The organism is Aeromonas dhakensis (assembly GCF_002285935.1).
In the GTDB taxonomy this organism is placed as follows: Bacteria; Pseudomonadota; Gammaproteobacteria; order Enterobacterales; family Aeromonadaceae; genus Aeromonas; species Aeromonas dhakensis.
The window spans coordinates 744,926-766,889 of the sequence record NZ_CP023141.1; the positions used below are offsets into that span (position 1 = coordinate 744,926).

The window sequence follows — 21,964 nt, forward strand, 5'->3', positions numbered from 1 at the left end:
AATGAATAGTCCCTTTGGCAGCTGGCTGGAGTCCCAGGTAATACGGGATCATCTCAGCAACCCCAATATCGAAGCGGGCGACTACAGCTACTACTCCGGCTACTACCATGGCAAGACGTTCGAGGATCACTGCGTACGCTATCTGCTGGGTGACGGCTCGACCCGGGAGACCTGGGAGAGCGGCATCTGGGGCGAGGTGGATCGCCTGCTCATCGGCAAGTTCTGCTCCATCGGCTCGGGTGCCACCTTCCTGCTGGCCGGCAATCAGGGCCATCGCATGGAGTGGGTATCCACCTTCCCGTTCGATCCGGGCACCTTTGGCGAGGGGGTGCAGAGCGGCTTCCAGCGCAAGGGGGATACCCGGGTCGGCAATGACGTCTGGATCGGCTCGGAAGCCATGATCATGCCCGGCATCACCATAGGCGATGGTGCCGTCATCGCCACCCGCGCCGTGGTCACCCGGGATGTGGAGCCCTACACCATAGTCGGCGGCAACCCGGCCAAGCCGATCCGTCGCCGCTTCGGCGATGAGCAGATTGCCCTGCTGCAGGAGATGCGGTGGTGGGACTGGCCGCTGCCGCGCCTGCAGGCGGCCATGCCGCTGCTCTGCTCGGGCGACATCGAGGGGCTTTACCAGCACTGGCAGCAAGAGTCGGCATCATGAAGCTGATGTCGCCCGCCCTGCTGGCCCTGACCCTGTTTTCCGCCGGAGCCCTCGCCGTGAACAATCCCTACCAGCTGACGCCGGAAGCCGACGTCGCCACCCTCCATCAACAGACGCTCCCCGACTTCTGGCGCCAGCACGCCGTAGAGAGCGCCTTCAAGGGCAAGGATGGCGTCACCATCCGCTATGCCGCCCTGCGCCAGGCCAAGGTCGATCGCGCCATCCTCATCGTCAACGGCCGGGTCGAAAGCTACCTCAAGTATCAGGAGCTGGCCTGGGATCTGTGGCGTCAGGGCTACAGCCTCTACCTCATCGACCACCGCGGCCAGGGCTTGTCCGATCGGCTGCTAGCCGACCCGGAGAAGGGATATGTCGACCAGTTCGACGATTACGTGCTCGATCTCAAGCAGTTTCATGACGAGGTGATCGCCCAGGACCAGCCCGCCAAGCTGTTCCTGCTGGCCCACTCCATGGGCGGCGCCATCTCGGCCCGCTATCTGGAGCGCTGGCCCGGTGACATCGAGGCGGCCGTGCTCTCCTCCCCCATGATGGGCATCAATCTGGGCGGCCTGCCCAAGTGGCTGGCCAAGGGGCTGGCGGCCACCATAGGCACGGTCGGCGGCTGGCTGGGCGAGCCTCCCTACGGCCCGGGTCAGGGCCCGTACGAGAGCCACGACTTTGCCGACAACGGTCTGAGCCACAGCGCAGCCCGCTATCAGGCCTTCCGCGAGCTCTATGAGCAGCGCCCGCAGATCAAGCTGGGGGGCGCCACCGCCCACTGGATCTATCAGGGGCTGACGGGGGCGGACGCCGCCGTGGCCGAGGCTAACGCCATCAAGACGCCGCTGCTGCTGCTGCAGGCCGGCGACGACGGCGTAGTGGACAACGCCGCGCAGGATGCCTTCTGTGCGCTCGCTCGCTGCGAGGGAGGCAAGCCGCTGCGCATAGAAGGGGCCTGGCACGAGCTGTTCATGGAGGCCGATCCCCAGCGCCAGGCCGCGCTCAACGCGACTCTGGCCTTCTTCGCACGCTACTAGCGGCTGGTTATTTTTTGTATCCCTAAATAAATGGGGTAGCGGGAGCGGTTGCTGTACACTGCTCCCGCTTTCATTCGTAACCCCGAGGTGATGATGTATAAGGTCGTTGTATCCGATCTCGATGGCACCCTGCTCAACGGGCAGCACCAGATCTCCCCCCGCACCCGCGATACCCTGCACCGTCTGGTGGATCAGGGGATCAAGTTCGTGGTGGCCACCGGCCGTCACCATGTGGATGTGCGCAGCATCCGCGACACGCTCGGGCTCGACATCTATCTCATCACCTCCAATGGCGCCGTGGTGCATGACAAGCAGGATCAGCTGATCTTCAACCAGGCCCTGCCGGACAGCGTGGCGGCTGAGCTGATCGCGCTGGAGCGCGACCCTTCCATCCACATCAACCTCTACTATGGCGACGAGTGGCTGGTGGAAGAAGAGATGCCCTGGCTGCTGCAGTTCCATCATGAATCCGGCTTCAGCTATCGCCTGACCGATCTCGCCAGCCATCCGCTGGACAAGGTCAACAAGGTGTTTTACATCGGCGAGCACGAGAAGCTGCTGCAGATCGAGGCAGAGCTGAACCAGCGTTATGATGATCGGCTCAACGTCACCTTCTCCCTGCCGGACTGCCTCGAGGTGATGCACGCCGGGGTGCACAAGGGCAATGCCGTGCGCGCCGTGCTGGAGCAGCACGGGCTGGAGATGTCCCAGGCGGTGGCCTTTGGCGACGGCATGAACGACTTCGAGATGCTGAGCATGGTCGGCCGCGGCGTGGTGATGGGCAATGCCCACGACCGGCTCAAGCTGGCGCTGGCCGACCACGAGCAGACCCTGAGCTCCGACGAGGATGGCGTTGCCGTCTATCTGGAGCAGTTGTTCGCCCTGCAGGGCGTCAACGTCGCCTGAGACAAGGCGCCATGAGCAGCTCTGCTGCTCATGGCGTACTACCCCCTTCAGCGGCTGAAGCGATGGCCGCAGACCCCGCAGCAATACTGGCGGGACAGGCGTCGATCCAGGGTGCGCCCCAGCCACCAGCCCAACCCTCCCCCTATCAATCCACCCAGCACGGCACCACCCAACGCTCCCGCCAGGGCACCGACAACAGTGCCGACACCGCCCAGCGCCGAGCTCGTTGCGGCCCCCATCCTGGCGAGCGTGGCGGCGCAGGCATAGCCGCCCGCAGCCCCCAGGCCCAACGCGCAGGCTCGCTTCACCCGTTCATCCTCGATCCGTGCTACCCCTTCACTCATGCAATGCGGGCATCTCATGGTGTGCTCCTGTGCGGATAACCGTCTGAACGACTCGACCGGCAGCCGGGCTCAGGTGGCCGGCTTGAACCGCTCCTTGTCGAGCTGGTGCTTCTTCATGCGCAGATAGAGCTTCTTGCGCGGAATGCCGAGGTACTGGGCGGCATCGGTCACCCGGCCGGAAAAGAGGAACAGGGTATCCTCGATCACCCGCCGCTCGAACTCCTCCACCAGATCGTCCAGCGGCTCCTTGCCACTGGCCAGGGGGATGACCTGCTCCGTGCCGGCCAGCTTGACGATGCCCACCGCATAGAGCTCGGCCACGTTGCGCAGTTCACGCAGGTTGCCGGGCCACTGATGCCGCTTGAGCGTCTCCAGATAGGCGCGGTCCACCGCCGGCACCGGCCGGCCGATGCGCTTGCAGCCCTGTCGCAGAAAAGCCCGGAACAGGGGGATGATGTCACAGCTGCGCTCCACCAGCCGGGGCAGCTTGAGCCGCACCTGGGAGAGGAAATAGTAGAGCTCCGGCATCAGTTGCTGGCTCTCCACCAACACCTCCGGCGACTCGTCAAACAACCCTATGGTACGCAGCGACTTGCTCCCCTTGCGCTCCTGATCCAGCAGGTGGTTGCCGAGCCAGCGCTGACAGTCGGCACTCAGGCGGGCCGGGGATTGCAGCACCAGGGTACCCTGCCCCGCCTGTGCCAGGCTGGCCTGCACTTCCGCCAGGCTGGGGGCCGAGACGCAGTCGTGCAGCTGGAAGACTTGCTCCCGACGGGCGCTGATCCTGTGCAGCAGCCGGGCCAGGGTGTGACGCCCCGAGCCGGCAGGCCCTTCCAGCAGCAGGTCCTTGTCGGTCTGTGCCAGCTGGTTGAGCTGGCTGCGAAGCGTCACTATCTGTGGACTGGTGCCGATCAGCTCGTCATCCACCGTCGCCTGGATCTCGCTACGGCGCGCCAGCACGGCGCTGCGCTGTCGGCAGGCCCGCTCCAGCAGGCCCAACAGATCTTGCGGATTGAGCGGTTTCTCCAGAAAGTCGAACGCCCCCTGCTTGACCGCCCGCACCGCCAGCGGAATGTCCCCGTGACCGGTGATCATGATGACCGGGATCTCGGCGTCCAGCGCCTGCACGCTGGCCAGCAGGTCCATGCCATTCATGGCCGGCATGTAGATGTCAGAGACCAGCACCCCTGGCCACTGATCGGCCAGCAGCGCCAGCGCCTCGTGGGGCGAAGTCGTCGCCCTGGGGTGGTAGCCGGAGAGGCGTAGCAGGTGGCAATAGGATTCCAGCACGTCCTCGTCATCGTCCACCAGCAGCACGTTGGCAGGACGGTTAGCGGGCAACAACATCGATGGCGTTCTCCTCGTTCTGATGGGCAACCGACCCTGCAGGGTCGGCCAACGCAAATTCCATGATCACCATGGCGCCGCCGGTCAGCGCCGATCCCAGCATGATTTCGCCGCCACAGCGGGCCAGCAGGGAGCGACAGATGGTCAGCCCCAACCCCAGTCCAACCTCCTTGGAGGTGGTGAAGGGGGTGAACAACCTGGGCAGGATGGCCTCGCTGAAGCCGGCACCGCTGTCGACCACCGCCAACCGCAACCGGACCTCGTTTTGTTCCAGCAACTGCAGCCTGATCTCGCGCCGCGCCAGCCCGGCCACCGCATCCAGCCCGTTCACCAGCAAGTTCACCAGTACCTGTTCCAGCAACACGGGGTCGGTCTCGAGCCAGAGCCCGTCCGGCAGTTCGTTGCAGAGGATGCAGCCATCGCGCTTCGCACGCGTCTCCAGCAGCAGCATGGCCTGCTCAGCCAGCACCCCCAGTTCGAGCCGGACCCGCACCTCCTCGGCCGGCGACTTGCGGGCGAAGTGGCGCAGGGCGTTGATGATCCGGCTCATACGCCGCCCCAGCTTGTCGAGCTTGCCCAGATCCTGGTCCAGCGCCTGCAGCTGACCGGCGGCGAGCGCCGTCCGGCTGGTGTAGAGGTAGGTCATCATCGCCGACAGCGGCTGGTTCAGCTCGTGGGCCAGGCTGGTCATCGCCTGCCCCACCACCGCCATCTTGGCCGCCTGGATCAGCTCATCCTGGGTCTGCAGCAGGGTGCGCTCCGCCTGCTGGCGCTGCACCACCTCCTCCGCCAGCAGCCGGTTGTTCTCGGTCAGCTCACGGGTACGCTCCGCCACCCGCAGGCTGAGCTCCCTGGCCGTCAGCTCCTGGCGGGTGACATCCGTGATGGTGATGATGAACCTGTACCCGCGCCCCTGCTCGAAGCGACGCAGGTTGAGGTGCAAAAAGCGGGGCGCCTCACCCAACCCACAAGCCAGGGTGCACTCGCAGTGGCCGAACCGGTGCAGCGGCTGGCCGGCCCTGAACTGATCGGCCAGCACCGCCCCCGCCTCTGGTGGAAAGGCCTGCCACAACGGCTGACCCGGTTCGACACCGGTCTGCTGGAACAGGGTGAGCGCGCTCGGGTTGACCGACTCGATAGTGCCATCCGGATGGCAGGTGATGAGGCAGGCCTGGGTGTTGTTGATGAGGTTGAGGGCATTGGCCCGCTCCATCTGCTGCAACTGCAGGCTGAAGTGGCGCAGGCTGTCGCCCAGCCGGCCGATCTCGTCCCGGCCGCAGGTACTGACCGGCACGTCCAGCCGGCCTGACGCCACCCTGTCCAGCTCCTGTCCCAGCAAGTCGAGCCGTTTGATCAGCCGGCGGCCGATCAACACCACCAGCACGAAGATGCTGAGCAACAGGGTGAGCGCCAGCACCACCAGGATCACCAGCTTGCCGGTCGCCACCAGCTGGCTGCTGTCTTCCCCCAGTGCACTGAGGGAACGGTTGGCGTCACTCACCATCAGGCTGACCCGTTGGTGATAACGCGAAACTGCGTCGTCCAGTCGCGGCCGCAGGGCCGTCAGCTGCTGGTGGGTCAGCACATCCGCCAGCAGCAGCCGGTGCAGCGGGCCGTCCGGCTTCACCAGGGTGATGATGTCCTGCAGGATCTGGCGATAACTCACGGTCGAGGGGTACTCCGCCAGCCGCGAGGTCAGCGCGTCTATCTCGTCAATCTTGTAGCCGATGAACAGGAAGGCGCTCTCCAGATCCTGCTGATAGCGCTGGGCGATCACCTCGCCCACCAGCGACTGCAGCTCGTTCTCCTTGAAGGTGAGATCCTGCAGGGCGGAGAACTCCTTGATGACGTTGCCAAATTCGCTCATGTCATCCGGGCTGGCCACCATGCTGGTCAGGTGCCACTCCACCTCCTGCAGCAGAGGGGCGGCATCGTCCACCAGATCCTGGTGCAGCCAGTTGCTGCGCTTCTGCAACTGCTGCAGGGTTTCGGCGTGCTCGATCTGCTGCTTGAGGTAACGCCCATGATCCGCCACCAGCGCGCTCAACTCCTCGAACGCCTGGCGCTGCGAGGGGGTCTGATCCCCCGGGGTACCCAGCAGGTAGGCGCGCTGGATATCCCGCAAGGTGGTGGACACAGCGTTGGAGAGGCGCTGGTACTGCACCGGGTCCCGGGTATCGCGCAGTTGGGCCAGCAACAACAACAGACGGGAGCTGGCCCGCTCCAGCTGGTAGGCGCTGTCGATGGCGGGCAGGCTCTCTTCCACGATGAGGTGGATCTGCCGGCCCAGCCGATCCCACATCACATAGGCGGCCATGCCCATGGCACCGGTCAGGGCAGTGATGGTCACGAAGGCGAGGATGAGCCGCCGTCCCAGGCTGCGCGGCATGGCCAGCATGCGCCCCAGCCGGCTCATGGTCTGGCTGCCTGTTCGACCAGGCGCTGCGCCTCATGCAAGCGAGCCTCGGTCGCCTGGCGCCACTGATGCATCACCCGCTCCGCCTGTGGATTGCCCTGCTCCCGGTCATAGAGGCCGTCAAACAGCGCCAGCAACGCCGGATCCTGCGCCTCCTGCTCGCTCAGCGGCGGTGTGCTCGCCTTGGCGACGGCCTGCTCCAGCAGCGCGACCCGCCAGGGCTCGCCATGGGTATTCAGACCGTTGATCCCCTGCCAGGTCATCTTCAGCCTGGGTAGCTGCTGGGTGATGGTCTGCTCGAACAGGGCCTTGAGCAGACCGGCCCGCCGATAGAGCAGCGCCTTGTCGGTGACGTAGCGGGTCTGCCTGGCCAGCCCGGGCTGGCTCAGGGTGGCCTTGGCCATGCCGGGAGTGGCGAGGATCCCCTGCCCCTTGTCGGAGAGCAGGTACTGGATGAAAAGGGCGCCACTGTGCGGATTGTCCGAGCGACGGGGTACCCCCAGGTAGGTCGGCAGGATCACCGAGTCCGGCATGATGTTGAAGCCGACATGATCGAAGCGGGCCTGGCTGGTGAGGGCGTAGCTGTCGATCACCGGGCCGGCCCCCGCCAGACCGCGGCTGATACCGTCGCTCACCCCGAAGCTGCGCGCCGTGATGGCCGACAGGTTGCCACCCAGGCGCATCAGCAGGGCCCAGCCCTGCTGCCAGCCATATTGCTGCAGCACGCTCTCCACCATCATGTGGGTGGTGCCGGACTGGGAGGGGGAGCTCATCATCACGTGCCCCATGAAGAGCGGGGACGCCAGTTGCTGCCAACTGGTGGGCTGCGGCAGCTGATATTTGTCCAGATAATGGCGGTTATACATGATGCCACTGCTGGAATAACCGACCACGGCCACTTTATTGCCCAGCCCCAGAGTATGGGGAGCGAGCCATTTGGGCGGCATAGTTTCATTTGGCAAAGCCGCCAACAAACCGGCTTTGTCCAGCGTGTTAAAAAAAGTCGGCGAAGAGGACATGATAATATCGACTTGCGGTGCATCGGCCTCCGTTAATAAGCGCAGGGAGGGAATGGTGCGCCGATAAATAACTTCGACCCGGATCCCGGGATATTGTTCGGCAAAGCCCTCGATCACCGCTTTGACCGGCGCCTCCGAAAACGAGGTAAGCACCGTCAGTGAAGCGGCCTGCAGGGTGCTGAATGGCAACAAAACGCTGCCCATTAACAGGGCCAGCCGGCGGCAAAAGAGGTGCATGACTATCGGTCGACTCGCGCGTTAATTCAGGAATATGTGCAGTACATCTAATATTCGGCACATGCCGTAATTTTTATTTACACGAGGATGAGCCAGTTCTGACTCATTATGCCTCGGCACGCGGCTATTGTTATTCATCGAATATCAATAGGACAGTTCAAATATGTCATTTTTGACTCATGGTTTTCCCATGATTGAGTCAGAGTTGACCCATATCCGGCTTTTTGCCGGCTGAATTTCTCCCTTCATATGATGGCAGCCGCTATCAGAGCTCCCTCTGAAACCATGCTGCCAAAATAGAAACGGAGAACCCCATGTTCAACTTCTTCAAGACGCGAGCCGACCTGCCGGTCATGGATGCCTCGCCCGATAAAATCCGCTCGATTTACCGCAAGTACCAGTGGCAGGTCTTCCTGGGGCTGGTACTGGGCTACGCCATGTTCTATGTCGTGCGCATGAGCCTCAACGTGGTCAAGAAGCCCATGCTGGACTCCGGCGTGGTGACCCTGGAGGAGCTGGGGGTCATCGGCTCCGCCTTCCTGTTCACCTACGCCGTCGGCAAGTTCTCCAACGGTTTCCTCTCCGACTACGCCAACATAGGCCGCTTCATGTCGGTCTCGCTGGGGCTCTCGTCCATCTGCACCATCCTGATGGGCATGAACACCGCCACCTTCTTCCTGGTGCTGATGTGGGGCCTGAACGGCTGGTTCCAGTCCGTCGGATCCGCCCCCTCCTGCGTCTCCATCTTCCAATGGTTCTCCCCCAAGCAGCGGGGTTCGGTCTACTCGGTCTGGGGTGGCTCGCGCAACATAGGGGAAGGCATCTCCTGGATCCTGACCGCCACCATCGTCAGCTACTTCGGCTGGAAGGCCGGCTTCATCGGCGCCGGCATCGCCTCCCTGATCGCCGCCCTGTGCATGTATCTGGTGCTGAAGGATCGCCCGCAGACCTATGCCCTGCCGGAGCCGGCCGTCGCCTTTGGTGAAGCCCCCGAGATCGCCAAGAAGGTGGATCCGGCCGAAATCCGCCGTGCCCAGCTGTTCGTGCTCAAGCAGCCCGTCGTCTGGCTCATCGCCGCCGCCTGCGCCTGCATGTACATGTCCCGCTACGCCATGAGCTCCTGGGCCGTGCTCTACCTGCAGGAGCAGAAGGGTTACAGCCTGATCGACGCCGGTTTCGCCATGTCGGCCTACCCCATCGCCGGCTTCCTTGGCGCCATCCTGGCCGGGATCATCTCCGACAAGGTATTCAACGCCAACCGCCACATCCCCACCCTGCTGTACGGATTGGCCAACGTGGCCGGCATGTGCCTGATGTTCTGGGGCCCGCAGAGCCGCATGATGGATGCCGTCGCGCTGGCCCTGATCGGCTACGCCATCGGTGGTCTGGTGGTGTTCCTCGCCGGCCTGACCGCCTGCGACCTGATGCCCAAGACGGCGGTCGGTGCCGTGAAAGGCTTCATCGGCCTCTGCTCCTACATCGCCGCCTCCATCCAGGAGCTGGTCTCCGCAGCCTTCATCAAGACCAGCGAGATCGACGGTGTGACCCACTATGACTTCAGCAGTGCCCAGTACTTCTGGCTCGGTGCCTCCGTGGTCTCCATGCTGCTCGCCATGACGGTGTGGAACGCCAAAAAAGTCGTCAACTACTGATCCCCGTTCACCGGGACACGCCAAAAAACAATGCCAGTCAGTTGATGCTGACTGGCATTGGCAATCCGGGGTTACTTTCTTCGAAAGCGCTGGTTGTCGCCCCCATGGCACTGCCAGAGGATCAGGGGAGTACCATTGGCACTGCCATCCTTGGATACGTCCAGACAGAGGTGACTGCTGCGGCTGACCAGCCGATCCCGCTCCCAGCGCCACTGCTGATTGCTGCCGCCATGACAATCCCAGGCGATCACCCTGGCCCCGGTGTCGCGATCGCCGCCGGCCACATCCAGGCACTTGCCGCCGACCTTCACCGCCTTGCCATCCAGACGAAAGCGCTGGTTCTCTCCGCCGTTGCAGTCCCAAAGCTGCAACTGGTTGCCATTGCGCACGCCACCGGCAATGTCGAGGCATTTGCCATTGGCTGCCAGCAACTGCCCCCCCGACTCTTCTCGCTTGCGGGCTTCCTTCTTCTCCTGCTTGTGGTCGTAGTAGGCGGCAGCACCTATGGCACCGATCACCACGGCCCCCAGCAGAAAATCCGAAGAGTCCAGACTCTGGCACCCTCCCAGCGAAAGCGAGAGACAGGCGGCAATCAAAGGAGATGGACGCATCACTCAATCCCTCCGACCAGGAAGCTCTGATTGGCACCGCCATAGCACTCGGCCAAACGCAAGGGCGTATTCGGGGTATGACGCCGCCCCGCGACATCCAGACAACGGGAGGCCTTGTTGTTGAACAGCTTGTCCTCCCGCCACACCCACTGGGCATGACCATCGCAGGGAGCCAGGATCAGCTCATTGCCGCTTCTGGCCTGCAGGCATGTCTCCTGCATCTTCAGCTCCCCCAGCGCCCACTCAAACGACCTGGTGTCTTTGCCACCGCACACCTGGGTGACGGCCTGCTGCCCGGCAACACCGACACAGAAGCCGTTGTAGGTCAGCAAGAGGGAGGAGGCAGACTCGCTCTGCGATTGGGAGACCATGGAGTTCATCACCTCATCCATCGGCGGCTTGAGGGTACAACCGCCCAGCAGCAGGGCGGCCATGACTGCGGGTCTGCAGGAGAAAATCGAGATTTTGTTATTCATAAAAAAGCCTGAAAGAGGTCTGTGACATCCGGTCACCAAGGACTCCAGCTGGCAGGATAACTGAAGGGGGGACAAGACTGCCCGGATAGAGTGTAAACAAACGTTACAGCGACGCGGCAAGCCGGGATGATAGGCAAGGCTGAAAGCAAAAAACCCCGCCGAAGCGAGGTTTTTCAGAATGTGGTCGGTGATAAAGGATTCGAACCTTTGACCCTCTGGTCCCAAACCAGATGCGCTACCGGGCTGCGCTAATCACCGAGAATATTTTGATTCTACAAAAAACAAAGACGACCATGCGGTCATCCTCGTTATACAGCAAGTATGGTGCGAAGAGAGGGACTCGAACCCTCACACCCGGGGGGCACTAACACCTGAAGCTAGCGCGTCTACCAATTCCGCCACCTTCGCGTACCTGACAAGCTGTAAAATGGGGTGGCTGATGGGGCTCGAACCCACGACAACCGGAATCACAATCCGGGACTCTACCAACTGAGCTACAGCCACCACAGCTGTTTTCGTTCTTCAACTCGCCCGTTTAACCGGCGCACTTTTGATGGTGCGCCCGACAGGATTCGAACCTGTGACCTCTGCCTCCGGAGGGCAGCGCTCTATCCAGCTGAGCTACGGGCGCTACGCTGTCGAACGGGGCGCAATATTAATGATGAGGACCCACCTTGTCTACCCTTTTTTTTATCAAGCCGAATCAACCGCTTTTTTTTCCATCGTTTATGGCTTTTTTTAAGCGATTTTGTGTTATTCAGGCCGGTTCCGGCCCCTCCCCGCTACTTTTCCCCCCACCCCATTTTGCTGACAGCGATGGGCAAAACTTGACTTGCCTCAAAGCCTCCCTAGAATGAATGAACGTTCATTCAGTCGTTGTGATCATCCAATCATGAACAAGAAAGAACGCATTTTCGATGCGGCTCATGAAGTACTCGGCGAACAGGGTTTCCACGGCCTCTCCATTGCCGTGGTGGCCAAGAAAGCCAGGGTGGCGGCAGGCACCATCTATCGCTATTTCAGCGACAAGGATGACCTGATCCGTCAACTCTATCGGCACACCATCCTCCAGTGTCATCCCCTGGTCATGGAAGGCGTGCAGACAGAGGAGGTATCGTTCGAACAATTTCGGCGGCTGTGGCTCAACATCCACGCCATCTTTGTCGACGAACCGAACGCGCTCAAATGCAAATTGCAGTATGAAACATCCCCGCTGGGAGCGGAGCTGGAGCAGGACCCGGTCATCCAGGCAGCCTGGGCCCCGCTGGATCGCTTCTACGAACGGGGGATAGAACAGGGCCTGTTTATCGACCTGCCCGTTCGGGTACTGCAGGTGCTGAGCCTGGACTGTGTGGCGAACCTGGCGTTGCAAAGCCAGGTGCACCAATTCGAACTGACGCAAGAGCAGCTGGAAACCGTGATCCGGGCCAGCTGGCGAGCCATTTTGACCCCTTAAACATTGCACTCATATCTCAGGAGCGAGAGTTCATGAAAAAGTGGATGAGCATCATGTTGCTCATCGCGCTGGCCCTGTTCGGCAGCGTGATTGGCTTCAACCTGTTCAAGCAAAAGATGATAGCCAACTACATGGCCAACATGCCGGAGCCCGAGTTCCCGGTCACCACCCACAAGGTGGAGACCCGCGACTGGGTACCGACCATCGAGGCGATCGGCTTCATCGAACCCAATCAGGGGGTGACCCTGTCGACCGAGCAGTCCGGTACCATCGACAGCATCTCCTTCGAATCCGGCGCCACCGTCAAGCTGGACCAGCTGCTGCTGAGCCTGGACGCCAGCGTCGAGAAGGCCAACCTGCGCGCCTCCATGGCCAAGCTGCCGGCGGCCAAGGCCAAGTACGAACGCTACCAGAACCTGTTTACCAAGGGTTCCATCTCCCGCGACCAGCTGGATGATGCCGAGGCGACCTATCGCTCCCTCGAGGCCGACATCGAGAGCCTGAAATCGACCATCGCCCGCCGCGAAGTGCGCGCACCGTTTGCCGGCGTGGTCGGTCTGCGCAACGTCTTCCTCGGCCAGTACCTGCAGCCGGGTACCGACATAGTGCGGCTGGAAGACACCAGCGTGATGCGTCTGCGCTTCACCGTGCCGCAGACCGACATCTCCCGCATCAGCCTGAATCAGGAGATCCGGATCAACGTGGATGCCTACCCGAACCGCCAGTTCAAGGGTCACATCAGCGCCATCGAGCCGGCCGTCAACTACCAGAGCGGCCTGATCCAGGTGCAGGCGAACATCCCCAACAACGACGGCCTGCTGCGCTCCGGCATGTTTGCCCGCGCCAGCATCCTGCTGCCGGCCCAGAAAGACCAGATAGTGCTGCCGCAGACCGCCATCACCTTCACCCTGTACGGCGAGAACGTCTACCTGGTCAAGGAGCAGGACGGCGTGAAACGCGTCGAGCAGGTGGTGGTCAAGGTGAGCGAGCGCAAGGGCAACGATGCCCACGTGGTCTCCGGCATCAAGGCGGGTGACGAAGTGGTCATGTCCGGCCAGGTACGCCTGAGCAACGGCGCCAAGGTAAAAATCGTGCAGGACCAGGGTCTGAAGGTTCCTGACCAGGCTCCCATGCTGTAAAACGCGGAGAGACAGATGCGCTTTACCGACATATTCATCAAGCGGCCCATCCTGGCCATCTCGATCAGCTTCCTGATCGCGTTGCTGGGTTTGCAGGCCGTGTTCAAGATGCAGGTGCGCGAGTACCCCGAGATGACCAACACGGTCGTCACGGTCAGCACCAGCTATTACGGCGCGAGTGCCGACCTGATCCAGGGCTTCATCACCCAGCCGCTGGAACAGGCCATCGCCCAGGCGGACAACATCGATTTCATGACGTCGTCCACCCAGCTCGGCAGCTCCACCATCACCGCTTACATGAAGCTCAACACCGATCCCAACGCCGCCCTGTCCGACATTCTGGCCAAGGTCAACTCGGTGCGATCCCAGCTGCCCAAGGAGTCGGAAGACCCCTCGGTCACTATGTCCACCGGCTCCACCACGGCGGTGCTCTACATCGGCTTCACCAGCCCAGAGCTCAACGCCAGCCAGATCACCGACTACCTGGAGCGGGTCATCAAGCCCCAGCTCTTCACCGTCGGCGGCGTCTCCAAGGTCGACATGTACGGCGGTACCAAGTACGCCCTGCGGGTATGGCTGGATCCGGCCAAGATGGCGGCGTTCAACCTGACCGCCGCGGACGTGATGAACGTGCTCAACAGCAACAACTATCAGTCCGCCACCGGCCAGGCTACCGGCTACTTCACCCTCTACAACGGCAACGCCGAGACCCAGGTCAACACCACCGAGGAGCTCGAACGCCTGGTGGTCTCCACCCGTGACGGCAAGGTGATCCGCCTGGCCGACATCGCCAAGGTGACCCTGGAGAAGAGCCACGACACCTATCGCGCCACCGCCAACGGCCGCGAGGCCGTGGTACTGGCCATCAACGCGGCGCCGACCGCCAACCCGATCAACATCGCCCACGACGTGCTGGCGATGCTGCCGAGCCTGAAGAGCAACATGCCGAGCACCATGGAGGCCAACGTCCTCTATGACTCCACAGTGGCCATCAACGAATCGATCCACGAGGTGATCAAGACCATCGCCGAGGCAGCCGCCATCGTGCTGGTGGTGATCACCCTGTTCCTCGGCTCGTTCCGCGCGGTCATCATCCCGATTATCACCATCCCGCTCAGTCTGATCGGCGTGGTGATGGTGATGCAGATGTTCGGCTTCTCCATCAACCTGATGACCCTGCTGGCCATGGTGCTGGCCATCGGCCTGGTGGTGGATGACGCCATCGTGGTGCTGGAGAACGTGGATCGTCACGTCAAGGAGGGGGAAGATCCGTTCCGTGCCGCCATCATAGGCACCCGCGAGATCGCCGTGCCGGTCATCGCCATGACGGTCACCCTGGCCGCCGTGTACGCGCCGATCGCCCTGATGGGGGGCATCACCGGCTCCCTGTTCAAGGAGTTCGCGCTGACCCTGGCGGGCGCCGTGTTCGTCTCCGGCATCATAGCCCTGACTCTGTCGCCCATGATGTGCGCCAAGATGCTCAAGGCCAACGAGGAGCCGGGCAAGTTCGAAAGCACGGTACACCACCTGCTCGAGCGCATGACGGTACGCTACGACGCCATGCTGCACGCCGTGATGCAAAAGCGCATCGTGGTGGTGCTGTTTGCCGTTATCGTGTTCGCCAGCCTGCCGATGCTGTTCAAGTTCATCCCGAGCGAGCTCGCGCCGAACGAGGACAAGGGCGTCATGGCCGTGCTGGGGACCGCCCCCTCCAACGTCAACCTGGACTACATCCAGGGGACCATGGAGCAGGTGAACAAGGTGCTGGACTCCCAGCCGGAAGTGGCCTTCTCCCAGGTCTTCTCCGGGGTGTTCAACGCCAACCAGGCGTTCGGTATCGCCTCCATGGTGCCGTGGAGCCAGCGTGAAGCGAGCCAGAAAGAGGTGCTGGACCGGGTGGCCGGGCTGGTGAAAGACGTGCCCGGCATGTCCATCACCACCTTCCAGTTCCCGGAACTGCCAGGCGCCTCGAGCGGCCTGCCGGTACAGTTCGTCATCACCACGCCGAACAACTTCGAGAGCCTCTATCAGGTGGCCAGCGAGATCCTGACCGCAGCCCAGGGGAGCGGACGCTTCGTCTACTCCGAGCTGGACCTGCAGTACGACTCCGCCACCATGAAGATCAAGATCGACAAGGACAAGGCGGGTGCCTACGGCATCACCATGCAGGACATCGGCATCACCCTGGGCACCATGATGTCGGACGGTTACGTCAACCGCATCGACCTGGATGGCCGCTCCTACGAGGTGATCCCGCAGGTCGAGCGCAAATACCGCCTCAACCCCGAGTCGATCAAGGGCTACTACGTGCGGGCGGCCGATGGCAAATCCATCCCGCTCGGCAGCCTGATCAGCATCGAGGTGATCGGTGAACCGCGCTCCCTGCCCCACTTCAACCAGCTCAACTCGGCTACCATAGGTGCCGTGCTGATGCCTGGCACCACCATGGGTGACGCCATCAACTGGCTCAACACCACGGCGGACGAGAAGCTGCCGCAGGGCTACCGTTACGACTTCATGGGCGAGGCCCGCCAGTTCGTGACCGAGGGCAGCGCCCTGTACGCCACCTTCGGTCTGGCGCTGGCCATCATCTTCCTGGTGCTGGCGATCCAGTTCGAATCGGCTCGTGACCCGCTGGTGATCATGGTCTCAGTGCCGCTGGCCATCAGCGGGGCACTGATCGCCCTGGCCTGGGGTGCCGCCACCATGAACATCTACTCCCAGGTGGGTCTGATCACCCTGGTCGGCCTGATTACCAAGCACGGCATCCTGATCTGTGAAGTGGCGAAGGAGGAGCAGCTGCTGCACGGCCGCAACCGGATAGAAGCCGTCATGACCGCAGCCAAGGTGCGTCTGCGCCCCATCCTGATGACCACGGCCGCCATGATCGCCGGTCTCATCCCGCTGCTCTATGCCACGGGGGCCGGGGCTGCCCAGCGCTTCAGCATCGGCATCGTGATCGTGGCCGGTCTGGCCATAGGTACCGTGTTCACCCTGTTCGTACTGCCGGTGATCTACACCTACCTGGCCTCCGAACACAAACCGCTGCCGGTATTTGATGAATCCATTCCGCCCAAGGCGAAAGGGAGTCATTAAAAACCTTTTTGAATCAACAAGGCCCCGTTTCGGGGCCTTGTTTTTATCACGCGAACGAAACACGACATAAGTGCATGAAGCAGTTAAACTAAATGGCAATATATCCAGACCGCAAGGACGCCATGTCAGGACTCTTCTCCAAGACCGCTAGGGCCGTCGGCCGTAACGGACTCTCATACCGCCTGCTCTCCTACATTCTGGTGTGCAGTACCGTATTGGCGATGATCATTACGGTGTTGCAGCTTGCCTGGGATTACCGCAAGGACGTGGCCGTCATCGAGGACAGCATCGGCCAGATCGAGGCCTCCTTCCTGCAGCCCATCGCCGCCAGCCTGTGGAACCTGGATGAAGAGCAGGTGAAGGTGCAGATCGAGGGCATCATGAACCTGCCCAACATGCAGTTCGTGATGGTGAAGGAGATGCTCGGCAACTCGGAAGTGCCGCTGCTGACCCAGGGGGTGGAACGGGAAAGTTACGACATCTCCCGCGAGTTCAACCTCACCTATCAGGGCGAGGTGGTGGGCAAGCTGTTCGTCGCCGCTTCGCTGGAGCAGATCTACCAGCGCCTCATCGAAAAATCCGTGCTCATCATGGTCAGCCAGACCATCAAGACCCTGGTGGTCTCGTTTTGCATCCTGATTATCATTTATTACCTGGTGGTGCGTCACCTCAACCGCATCGCCCACTACGCCCAGAAGTTGAATCTGGACCGGCTCACCAACGAGCTGACTCTGGAGGGGCGCACACTGCCCCGCAAGAAACCCGACGAGCTCGACACCCTGGTCGCCACCCTCAACCAGATGCGCACCCGGCTGCTCGACGAATTTGCGGCGCGCCATCAGGCCGCCGAACAGCTGCAGCAGGAGCGGGACTTCTCCGCCACCCTGATCAACTCCGCCAACATGGTCATCTGCTGCATGGAGCCGGACCTCAACATCGCCAGCATCAACCCGGCGGCCATCCTGCTGACCGGCTACCACCAGCAGGAGATACTACAGCACAACTGGCTGGATCTGTTCGTCAGCAAGGAGCAGCGCGACCAGCTGGCGGCCACCCTGGCCGATCACGGCGCCATCGAAGACAAAGAGGTCATGATGCATGACCAGCAGGGCCACGAGCTGGTGCTGCAGTGGACCTTCGCCCCCTTCTACGAGGGGCCCAACCTCAAATACCTGATCGGCTTCGGCTACGACATCACCCGCCTCAAGAAGGTGGAGCGGGAGATCATTCAGCTCAACGAACAGCTGGAGGGCAAGGTGGTGGAACGTACCCGCAGCCTGAGCGATGCCAACGACCAGCTGGGCAAGGCCTACGACGATCTGAAACAGGCCCAGCAGACCCTGGTGGAGTCGGAGAAGATGGCTTCCCTCGGTTCCCTGGTGGCCGGCGTGGCCCACGAGATCAACACCCCCATCGGCATCAGCGTCACCGCCTCCTCCTACCTACAGGAGCGGGTGGCCGACTTCAAGCAGCACATCGAATCCAAGCAGCTGTCGCGCTCCTATCTCACCGAATTCACCGTCAATCTGGATGAATCCATGCAGCTGCTGCAGGGCAACCTGCGCCGCGCCTCCGAGCTCATCGCCAGCTTCAAGCAGGTGGCGGTGGACCAGTCGTCCGAGGCACGCTACAACTTCAGCCTCGCCGACAACCTGCATCAGGTGGTGGTCTCCCTCGGTCACAAGCTGAAGAAGGCCCAGTGCGAAGTGGATATCCAGTGCGATCCCAAGCTGTCGATCTTCTCCTTCCCCGGCAGCTTCACCCAGATCTATTCGAACCTGATCCTCAACTCCATCAACCACGGTTTCGACAACTGGGACAAACCCAAGAAGATCACCATCAAGGTAGAGCAACAGGGTGAAGAGCTGCTGATCGACTACAGCGACAACGGCCGCGGCATCCCGCCCGAAATCTTGCCGCGCATCTTCGATCCCTTTGTCACCTCCAAGCGGGGTCAGGGCGGCAGCGGGCTCGGCACCCACATCATCTACAACCTGGTGGTGCAGCTGCTGCGTGGTCGCATCAACTGCATCAGCGAACCGGAGCAAGGCGCCCAGTTCCATATTCGCCTGCCGATCCAACATAACTGAGTGCTGGCTCTTGTGAGCCAGCCGCTTTATCCCCATCATGCTGTGATTGCATTCTTAATGAGCGGAGAACCTCGCAATGGCACAGCATTTTGACTATATCGCCATCGGCGGCGGCAGCGGCGGCATCGCCTCGGCCAACCGGGCTGCCATGTACGGTAAGAAAGTTGCCCTGATTGAAGCCAAAGAGTTGGGTGGAACCTGCGTCAACGTCGGCTGCGTGCCGAAGAAGGCCATGTGGTATGCCGGCCAGATCGCCGATGCCCTGAAATATGGCGCCGACTACGGCTTCGACACCACTCTCAACCACTTCAGCTGGGCCAAGCTGGTCGAGTCCCGCCAGGCCTATATCGGCCGCATTCATCAGTCCTACCAGAACGTGCTGGGCAAGAACCAGATCACCGTCATCAAGGGCTTCGCCCGCTTCGTCAGCAGCAACACCATCGAGGTGAACGGCGAGCAGTACAGCGCCGATCACATACTGATCGCCACCGGCGGTCGCCCCGAAGTGCCGGCCATTCCGGGTGCCGAGCTGGGCATCGACTCCGACGGTTTCTTCGAGTTGCAAGAACAGCCCAAGCGGGTTGCGGTGGTGGGTGCCGGTTATATCGCGGTGGAGATCGCCGGCGTGATGCAGGCGCTCGGCTCCGAGACTCACCTGGTGGTGCGCAAGCACGCACCGCTGCGCAACTTCGATCCCATGATCCACGAGACCCTGGTGGAGATCATGGCGCAGGAAGGGCCCAAGCTGCACACCCACGCCATTCCGAAAGCCGTGGTCAAGAACGCCGACGAGAGCCTGACTCTGCAGCTGGAAGATGGTCGCCACCTCACCGTCGACTGCCTGATCTGGGCCATCGGCCGTGTCCCGGCCACCGACAACCTCAACCTGGCCGCCACCGGTATCACGCTCGACGAGAAGGGCTTTATCCCGACCGACAAGTTCCAGAATACCGCCGTCGCCAACCTTTATGCCGTCGGTGACAACACCGGCCGGATCCAGCTCACCCCGGTGGCCGTCGCGGCGGGCCGCCGCCTCTCCGAGCGGCTGTTCAACAACAAGCCGAACGAGCACCTCAACTACGATCTGGTGCCGACAGTGGTGTTCAGCCACCCGCCCATCGGCACCATAGGGCTGACCGAGCCGGAAGCCGTCGCCGAGTACGGTGAAGATCAGGTCAAGGTCTACCGCAGCCAGTTCACCGCCATGTACTCGGCGCTGACCCAGCATCGCCAGCCTACCCGGATGAAGCTGGTCTGTGTCGGCCCGGAACAGAAGGTGGTCGGCCTGCACGGCATCGGCTTTGCCATGGACGAGATCCTGCAAGGCTTCGGCGTCGCCATGAAGATGGGCGCCACCAAGGCGGACTTCGACAACTGCGTCGCCATCCATCCGACCAGTGCGGAAGAGTTTGTGACGATGCGATAAGCATGTTTGAAGCTGGCCTGTCACTATCAGACCAGTCTCAGTCAATTGCTACCAAACCCGGCTCAGGCCGGGTTTTTCGATCTTTCCCCTCCCCCAAACAGCGCCCACACCTGCTTTTTTACGCCGATTTTACGCCTGCCAAATCCGGCTTTATGGCGCCTTTACGCCGGTTATTCCTACCATTTGGTCGTCAATTACACCAATGGAGTCGATATGAATTGGCTATATCTGCTGCTGGTCCTCGCCCTCGCGGGCTATCTGCTGCGCGCCCTCGCGCGCACCCATGAGTGAGGAACCGGATATGTGGCAAGAGATCATCTATCCCGTCGCGTTCGTGCTGCTGGTGCTGCTGCCGGCGCCTCTGCTTGGCAACTACCTGTATCGGGTATTTGAGGGCAAGAGTCGCTGGCTGGCTCCCGTCGAGCGCGCCACCCTGGCCTGCTGCGGCACGGACGGGCGCGAGCAGGACTGGAAGTCCTACGCCCTCAGCCTGCTGGCCTTCAACGGCGCCGGCTTCGGCCTACTGTTCCTGATCCTGCTGGCGCAGGGGCTGCTGCCCCTCAACCCGCAACAGCTGCCCGGGCTGAACTGGCAACTCGCCTTCAACACCGCGGTCAGCTTCATGACCAACACCAACTGGCAGGCCTACTCCGGCGAGGCCAGCCTCTCCTACTTCAGCCAGATGGTGGGGCTCACCACCCAGAACTTCGTCTCGGCCGCCACCGGTGCCGCCGTCGCCATCGCCATGTTCCGCGGCATCGCCCGCCAGCAGACGACCCACCTCGGCAACTTCTGGCAGGATCTGGTGCGCTTCTGCCTCTACGTGCTGCTGCCGATGGCATTGATCCTGGCGCTGCTGCTGGTCTGGCAGGGGGTACCCCAGAGCCTGTCGGCCTACCTGCCGTTCCACGCGCTGGAAGGCCAGGAGCAGCTGTTGCCGCTCGGCCCGGCGGCCTCCCAGATCGCCATCAAGCAGCTCGGTTCCAACGGCGGCGGCTTCTTCGGCGTCAACTCGGCCCATCCGTTCGAGAACCCGACCGCCCTCTCCAACTGGCTGGAGATGATCGCCCTGCTGACGCTGGCCGCCGCCATGGTCTGCACCCTGGGTCGCTACGTGAAGGACCTGGCCCACAGCCGAGCCATCCTCGTCGCCATGACCCTGATGATGGTGATCGGGCTCTTCGTCTCCATCACCCAGGAGCTGAAACCAGACCCTGCCCTCGCCCAGCTCACCACTGACGCCAGCAGCATGGCCGGCAACTGGGAAGGCAAGGAGAGCCGCTTCGGCCCCCTGCTCTCCAGCATCTGGGAAGTGGCGACCACCAGCGCCTCCAACGGTGCGGTCAACGCCATGCACGACAGCTTCACTCCCCTCGGCGGCATGGTCGGCATGATCAACATGCTGCTCGGCGAGGTCATCTTCGGCGGGGTCGGCTCTGGCATCTACGGCATGATGCTGTTCGTGCTGCTGACCGTGTTTCTGTGCGGCCTGATGGTGGGGCGTACCCCGACCTATCTGGGCAAACGGCTCGGCATCACCGAGATGAAATGGGTGGTCGCCAGCATGCTGGTGATGCCGGTCGGGGTATTGGTGATCGGCGGCATTACCCTGCTGCTGCCGGACTACGCCACCGTCATCGGTCACGACGGCCCCCACGGCCTGTCCCGGCTGATCTATGCCTACGCCTCGGCCGCCGGCAACAACGGCTCCGCCTTCGCCGGCCTGGCCGCCGCCGACAGCTGGCAGTGCATCGCCATCGGGCTGGCCATGCTGCTCGGCCGCTTCGGCTACATCATTCCGGTGCTGGCCATCGCCGGCCAACTGGCCCGCGCCCCGCGCCAGGAGCGAAGCGAGGGGGACTTCCCCGTCAGCGGCCCGCTCTTCATCACCCTGCTGATCGTCACCGTACTGCTGATGGGGGGCCTCTCCTTCCTGCCGGTGCTGGCGCTGGGTCCGGTGGCGGAACACCTGAGCCTGCTGGGAGGTGCCTTCTGATGCTGCACACCCCACTGATCGCCGTGGTCAACTATTCGATGCTGGGAGCTTT

The 21,964-nt window shown here is 62.3% G+C and carries 17 protein-coding genes and 4 tRNA genes; 11 read left to right on the forward strand and 10 right to left on the reverse strand.

Annotated elements, in window-relative coordinates:
* The first annotated feature begins 1 nt into the window (after position 1).
* The 3 genes from CK627_RS03725 (at position 2) to CK627_RS03735 (ending at position 2,607) form a co-directional block, all read left to right on the forward strand.
* Positions 2–664: a CatB-related O-acetyltransferase gene (locus tag CK627_RS03725; protein ID WP_017780339.1), complete on the forward strand. Its 663-nt coding sequence runs from the start codon at positions 2–4 to the stop codon at positions 662–664.
* Positions 661–1,701 carry an alpha/beta fold hydrolase gene (locus CK627_RS03730; protein ID WP_095591712.1) on the forward strand — a complete coding sequence of 347 codons (1,041 nt, stop codon included), beginning with the start codon at positions 661–663 and terminating at the stop codon, positions 1,699–1,701. Before CK627_RS03725 ends, CK627_RS03730 begins: the two co-directional genes overlap by 4 nt.
* Before the next feature lie 93 nt (positions 1,702–1,794).
* The gene (locus CK627_RS03735) at positions 1,795–2,607 is read left to right on the forward strand and encodes a Cof-type HAD-IIB family hydrolase (protein ID WP_095591713.1); all 813 of its coding nucleotides are present in this window, start codon (positions 1,795–1,797) and stop codon (positions 2,605–2,607) included.
* Between the two features lie 47 nt (positions 2,608–2,654).
* Here the strand turns inward: CK627_RS03735 and CK627_RS03740 are convergent, their stop codons facing one another.
* The 4 genes from CK627_RS03740 to CK627_RS03755 are packed head-to-tail and all read right to left on the reverse strand — an operon-like array spanning position 2,655 to position 7,970.
* A complete protein-coding gene (locus CK627_RS03740) occupies positions 2,655–2,969 on the reverse strand; it encodes a hypothetical protein (RefSeq protein ID WP_076362525.1) in 315 nt (104 codons plus the stop codon).
* Positions 2,970–3,020: 51 nt separating this feature from the next.
* The gene (locus CK627_RS03745) at positions 3,021–4,298 is read right to left on the reverse strand and encodes a sigma-54-dependent transcriptional regulator (protein WP_095591714.1); all 1,278 of its coding nucleotides are present in this window, start codon (positions 4,296–4,298) and stop codon (positions 3,021–3,023) included.
* A complete protein-coding gene (locus CK627_RS03750) occupies positions 4,282–6,714 on the reverse strand; it encodes an ATP-binding protein (protein ID WP_095591715.1) in 2,433 nt (810 codons plus the stop codon). The genes CK627_RS03745 and CK627_RS03750 overlap by 17 nt, the downstream gene beginning before the upstream one ends.
* Positions 6,711–7,970 (reverse strand): ABC transporter substrate-binding protein, encoded by a 1,260-nt coding sequence (locus tag CK627_RS03755; RefSeq protein WP_167385262.1) that lies wholly within the window; start codon positions 7,968–7,970, stop codon positions 6,711–6,713. Before CK627_RS03755 ends, CK627_RS03750 begins: the two co-directional genes overlap by 4 nt.
* A gap of 314 nt (positions 7,971–8,284) precedes the next feature.
* Between CK627_RS03755 and CK627_RS03760 the strand changes: the two genes are divergently transcribed.
* Entirely contained in the window at positions 8,285–9,622 is a 1,338-nt protein-coding gene (locus CK627_RS03760; protein ID WP_095591717.1) for an MFS transporter, read from the forward strand.
* A gap of 71 nt (positions 9,623–9,693) precedes the next feature.
* Here the strand turns inward: CK627_RS03760 and CK627_RS03765 are convergent, their stop codons facing one another.
* From CK627_RS03765 to CK627_RS03790, 6 genes are all read right to left on the reverse strand, one after another.
* Entirely contained in the window at positions 9,694–10,218 is a 525-nt protein-coding gene (locus CK627_RS03765) for an RICIN domain-containing protein (protein WP_017766490.1), read from the reverse strand.
* 14 nt (positions 10,219–10,232) lie between these two features.
* Positions 10,233–10,667 (reverse strand): ricin-type beta-trefoil lectin domain protein, encoded by a 435-nt coding sequence (locus CK627_RS03770; protein ID WP_010635629.1) that lies wholly within the window; start codon positions 10,665–10,667, stop codon positions 10,233–10,235.
* Between the two features lie 223 nt (positions 10,668–10,890).
* Positions 10,891–10,967 (reverse strand) — tRNA-Pro (locus CK627_RS03775).
* 64 nt (positions 10,968–11,031) lie between these two features.
* Positions 11,032–11,117 (reverse strand) — tRNA-Leu (locus CK627_RS03780).
* 20 nt (positions 11,118–11,137) lie between these two features.
* Positions 11,138–11,213: transfer RNA gene (locus CK627_RS03785), tRNA-His, on the reverse strand.
* A gap of 50 nt (positions 11,214–11,263) precedes the next feature.
* Positions 11,264–11,340: transfer RNA gene (locus CK627_RS03790), tRNA-Arg, on the reverse strand.
* A gap of 261 nt (positions 11,341–11,601) precedes the next feature.
* Here CK627_RS03790 and CK627_RS03795 point away from each other — a divergent pair.
* From CK627_RS03795 to kdpA, 7 genes are all read left to right on the forward strand, one after another.
* Positions 11,602–12,165 (forward strand): TetR/AcrR family transcriptional regulator, encoded by a 564-nt coding sequence (locus tag CK627_RS03795; protein ID WP_005307095.1) that lies wholly within the window; start codon positions 11,602–11,604, stop codon positions 12,163–12,165.
* A gap of 32 nt (positions 12,166–12,197) precedes the next feature.
* A complete protein-coding gene (locus tag CK627_RS03800) occupies positions 12,198–13,304 on the forward strand; it encodes an efflux RND transporter periplasmic adaptor subunit (protein WP_005307097.1) in 1,107 nt (368 codons plus the stop codon).
* A gap of 15 nt (positions 13,305–13,319) precedes the next feature.
* Positions 13,320–16,400, forward strand: a complete 3,081-nt coding sequence (locus CK627_RS03805) for a multidrug efflux RND transporter permease subunit (RefSeq protein ID WP_010635626.1) — start codon at positions 13,320–13,322, stop codon at positions 16,398–16,400.
* Positions 16,401–16,522: 122 nt separating this feature from the next.
* Positions 16,523–18,490 (forward strand): ATP-binding protein, encoded by a 1,968-nt coding sequence (locus tag CK627_RS03810; protein ID WP_174704170.1) that lies wholly within the window; start codon positions 16,523–16,525, stop codon positions 18,488–18,490.
* 76 nt (positions 18,491–18,566) lie between these two features.
* Positions 18,567–19,916 carry a glutathione-disulfide reductase gene (gorA, locus tag CK627_RS03815; RefSeq protein ID WP_095591719.1) on the forward strand — a complete coding sequence of 450 codons (1,350 nt, stop codon included), beginning with the start codon at positions 18,567–18,569 and terminating at the stop codon, positions 19,914–19,916.
* Between the two features lie 6 nt (positions 19,917–19,922).
* Complete coding sequence (locus CK627_RS23000) at positions 19,923–20,207, forward strand: hypothetical protein (protein ID WP_244364785.1); 285 nt, start codon at positions 19,923–19,925, stop codon at positions 20,205–20,207.
* A 10-nt stretch (positions 20,208–20,217) separates the two neighbouring features.
* Positions 20,218–21,912, forward strand: a complete 1,695-nt coding sequence (gene kdpA, locus CK627_RS03825) for a potassium-transporting ATPase subunit KdpA (RefSeq protein ID WP_095591720.1) — start codon at positions 20,218–20,220, stop codon at positions 21,910–21,912.
* Positions 21,913–21,964: the final 52 nt, after the last annotated feature.

Coding starts and splice junctions, on each gene's coding strand:
- CK627_RS03750 (WP_095591715.1), bottom strand. CDS start 6,714: ATGAGCCGGCTGGGGCGCATGCTGGCCATGCCGCGCAGCCTGGGACGG.
- CK627_RS03730 (WP_095591712.1), top strand. CDS start 661: ATGAAGCTGATGTCGCCCGCCCTGCTGGCCCTGACCCTGTTTTCCGCC.
- CK627_RS03740 (WP_076362525.1), bottom strand. CDS start 2,969: ATGAGATGCCCGCATTGCATGAGTGAAGGGGTAGCACGGATCGAGGAT.
- CK627_RS03735 (WP_095591713.1), top strand. CDS start 1,795: ATGTATAAGGTCGTTGTATCCGATCTCGATGGCACCCTGCTCAACGGG.
- CK627_RS03725 (WP_017780339.1), top strand. CDS start 2: ATGAATAGTCCCTTTGGCAGCTGGCTGGAGTCCCAGGTAATACGGGAT.
- gorA (WP_095591719.1), top strand. CDS start 18,567: ATGGCACAGCATTTTGACTATATCGCCATCGGCGGCGGCAGCGGCGGC.
- CK627_RS03745 (WP_095591714.1), bottom strand. CDS start 4,298: ATGTTGTTGCCCGCTAACCGTCCTGCCAACGTGCTGCTGGTGGACGAT.
- CK627_RS03755 (WP_167385262.1), bottom strand. CDS start 7,970: ATGCACCTCTTTTGCCGCCGGCTGGCCCTGTTAATGGGCAGCGTTTTG.
- kdpA (WP_095591720.1), top strand. CDS start 20,218: ATGTGGCAAGAGATCATCTATCCCGTCGCGTTCGTGCTGCTGGTGCTG.
- CK627_RS03810 (WP_174704170.1), top strand. CDS start 16,523: ATGTCAGGACTCTTCTCCAAGACCGCTAGGGCCGTCGGCCGTAACGGA.
- CK627_RS03795 (WP_005307095.1), top strand. CDS start 11,602: ATGAACAAGAAAGAACGCATTTTCGATGCGGCTCATGAAGTACTCGGC.
- CK627_RS03805 (WP_010635626.1), top strand. CDS start 13,320: ATGCGCTTTACCGACATATTCATCAAGCGGCCCATCCTGGCCATCTCG.
- CK627_RS03770 (WP_010635629.1), bottom strand. CDS start 10,667: ATGGCCGCCCTGCTGCTGGGCGGTTGTACCCTCAAGCCGCCGATGGAT.
- CK627_RS03760 (WP_095591717.1), top strand. CDS start 8,285: ATGTTCAACTTCTTCAAGACGCGAGCCGACCTGCCGGTCATGGATGCC.
- CK627_RS03800 (WP_005307097.1), top strand. CDS start 12,198: ATGAAAAAGTGGATGAGCATCATGTTGCTCATCGCGCTGGCCCTGTTC.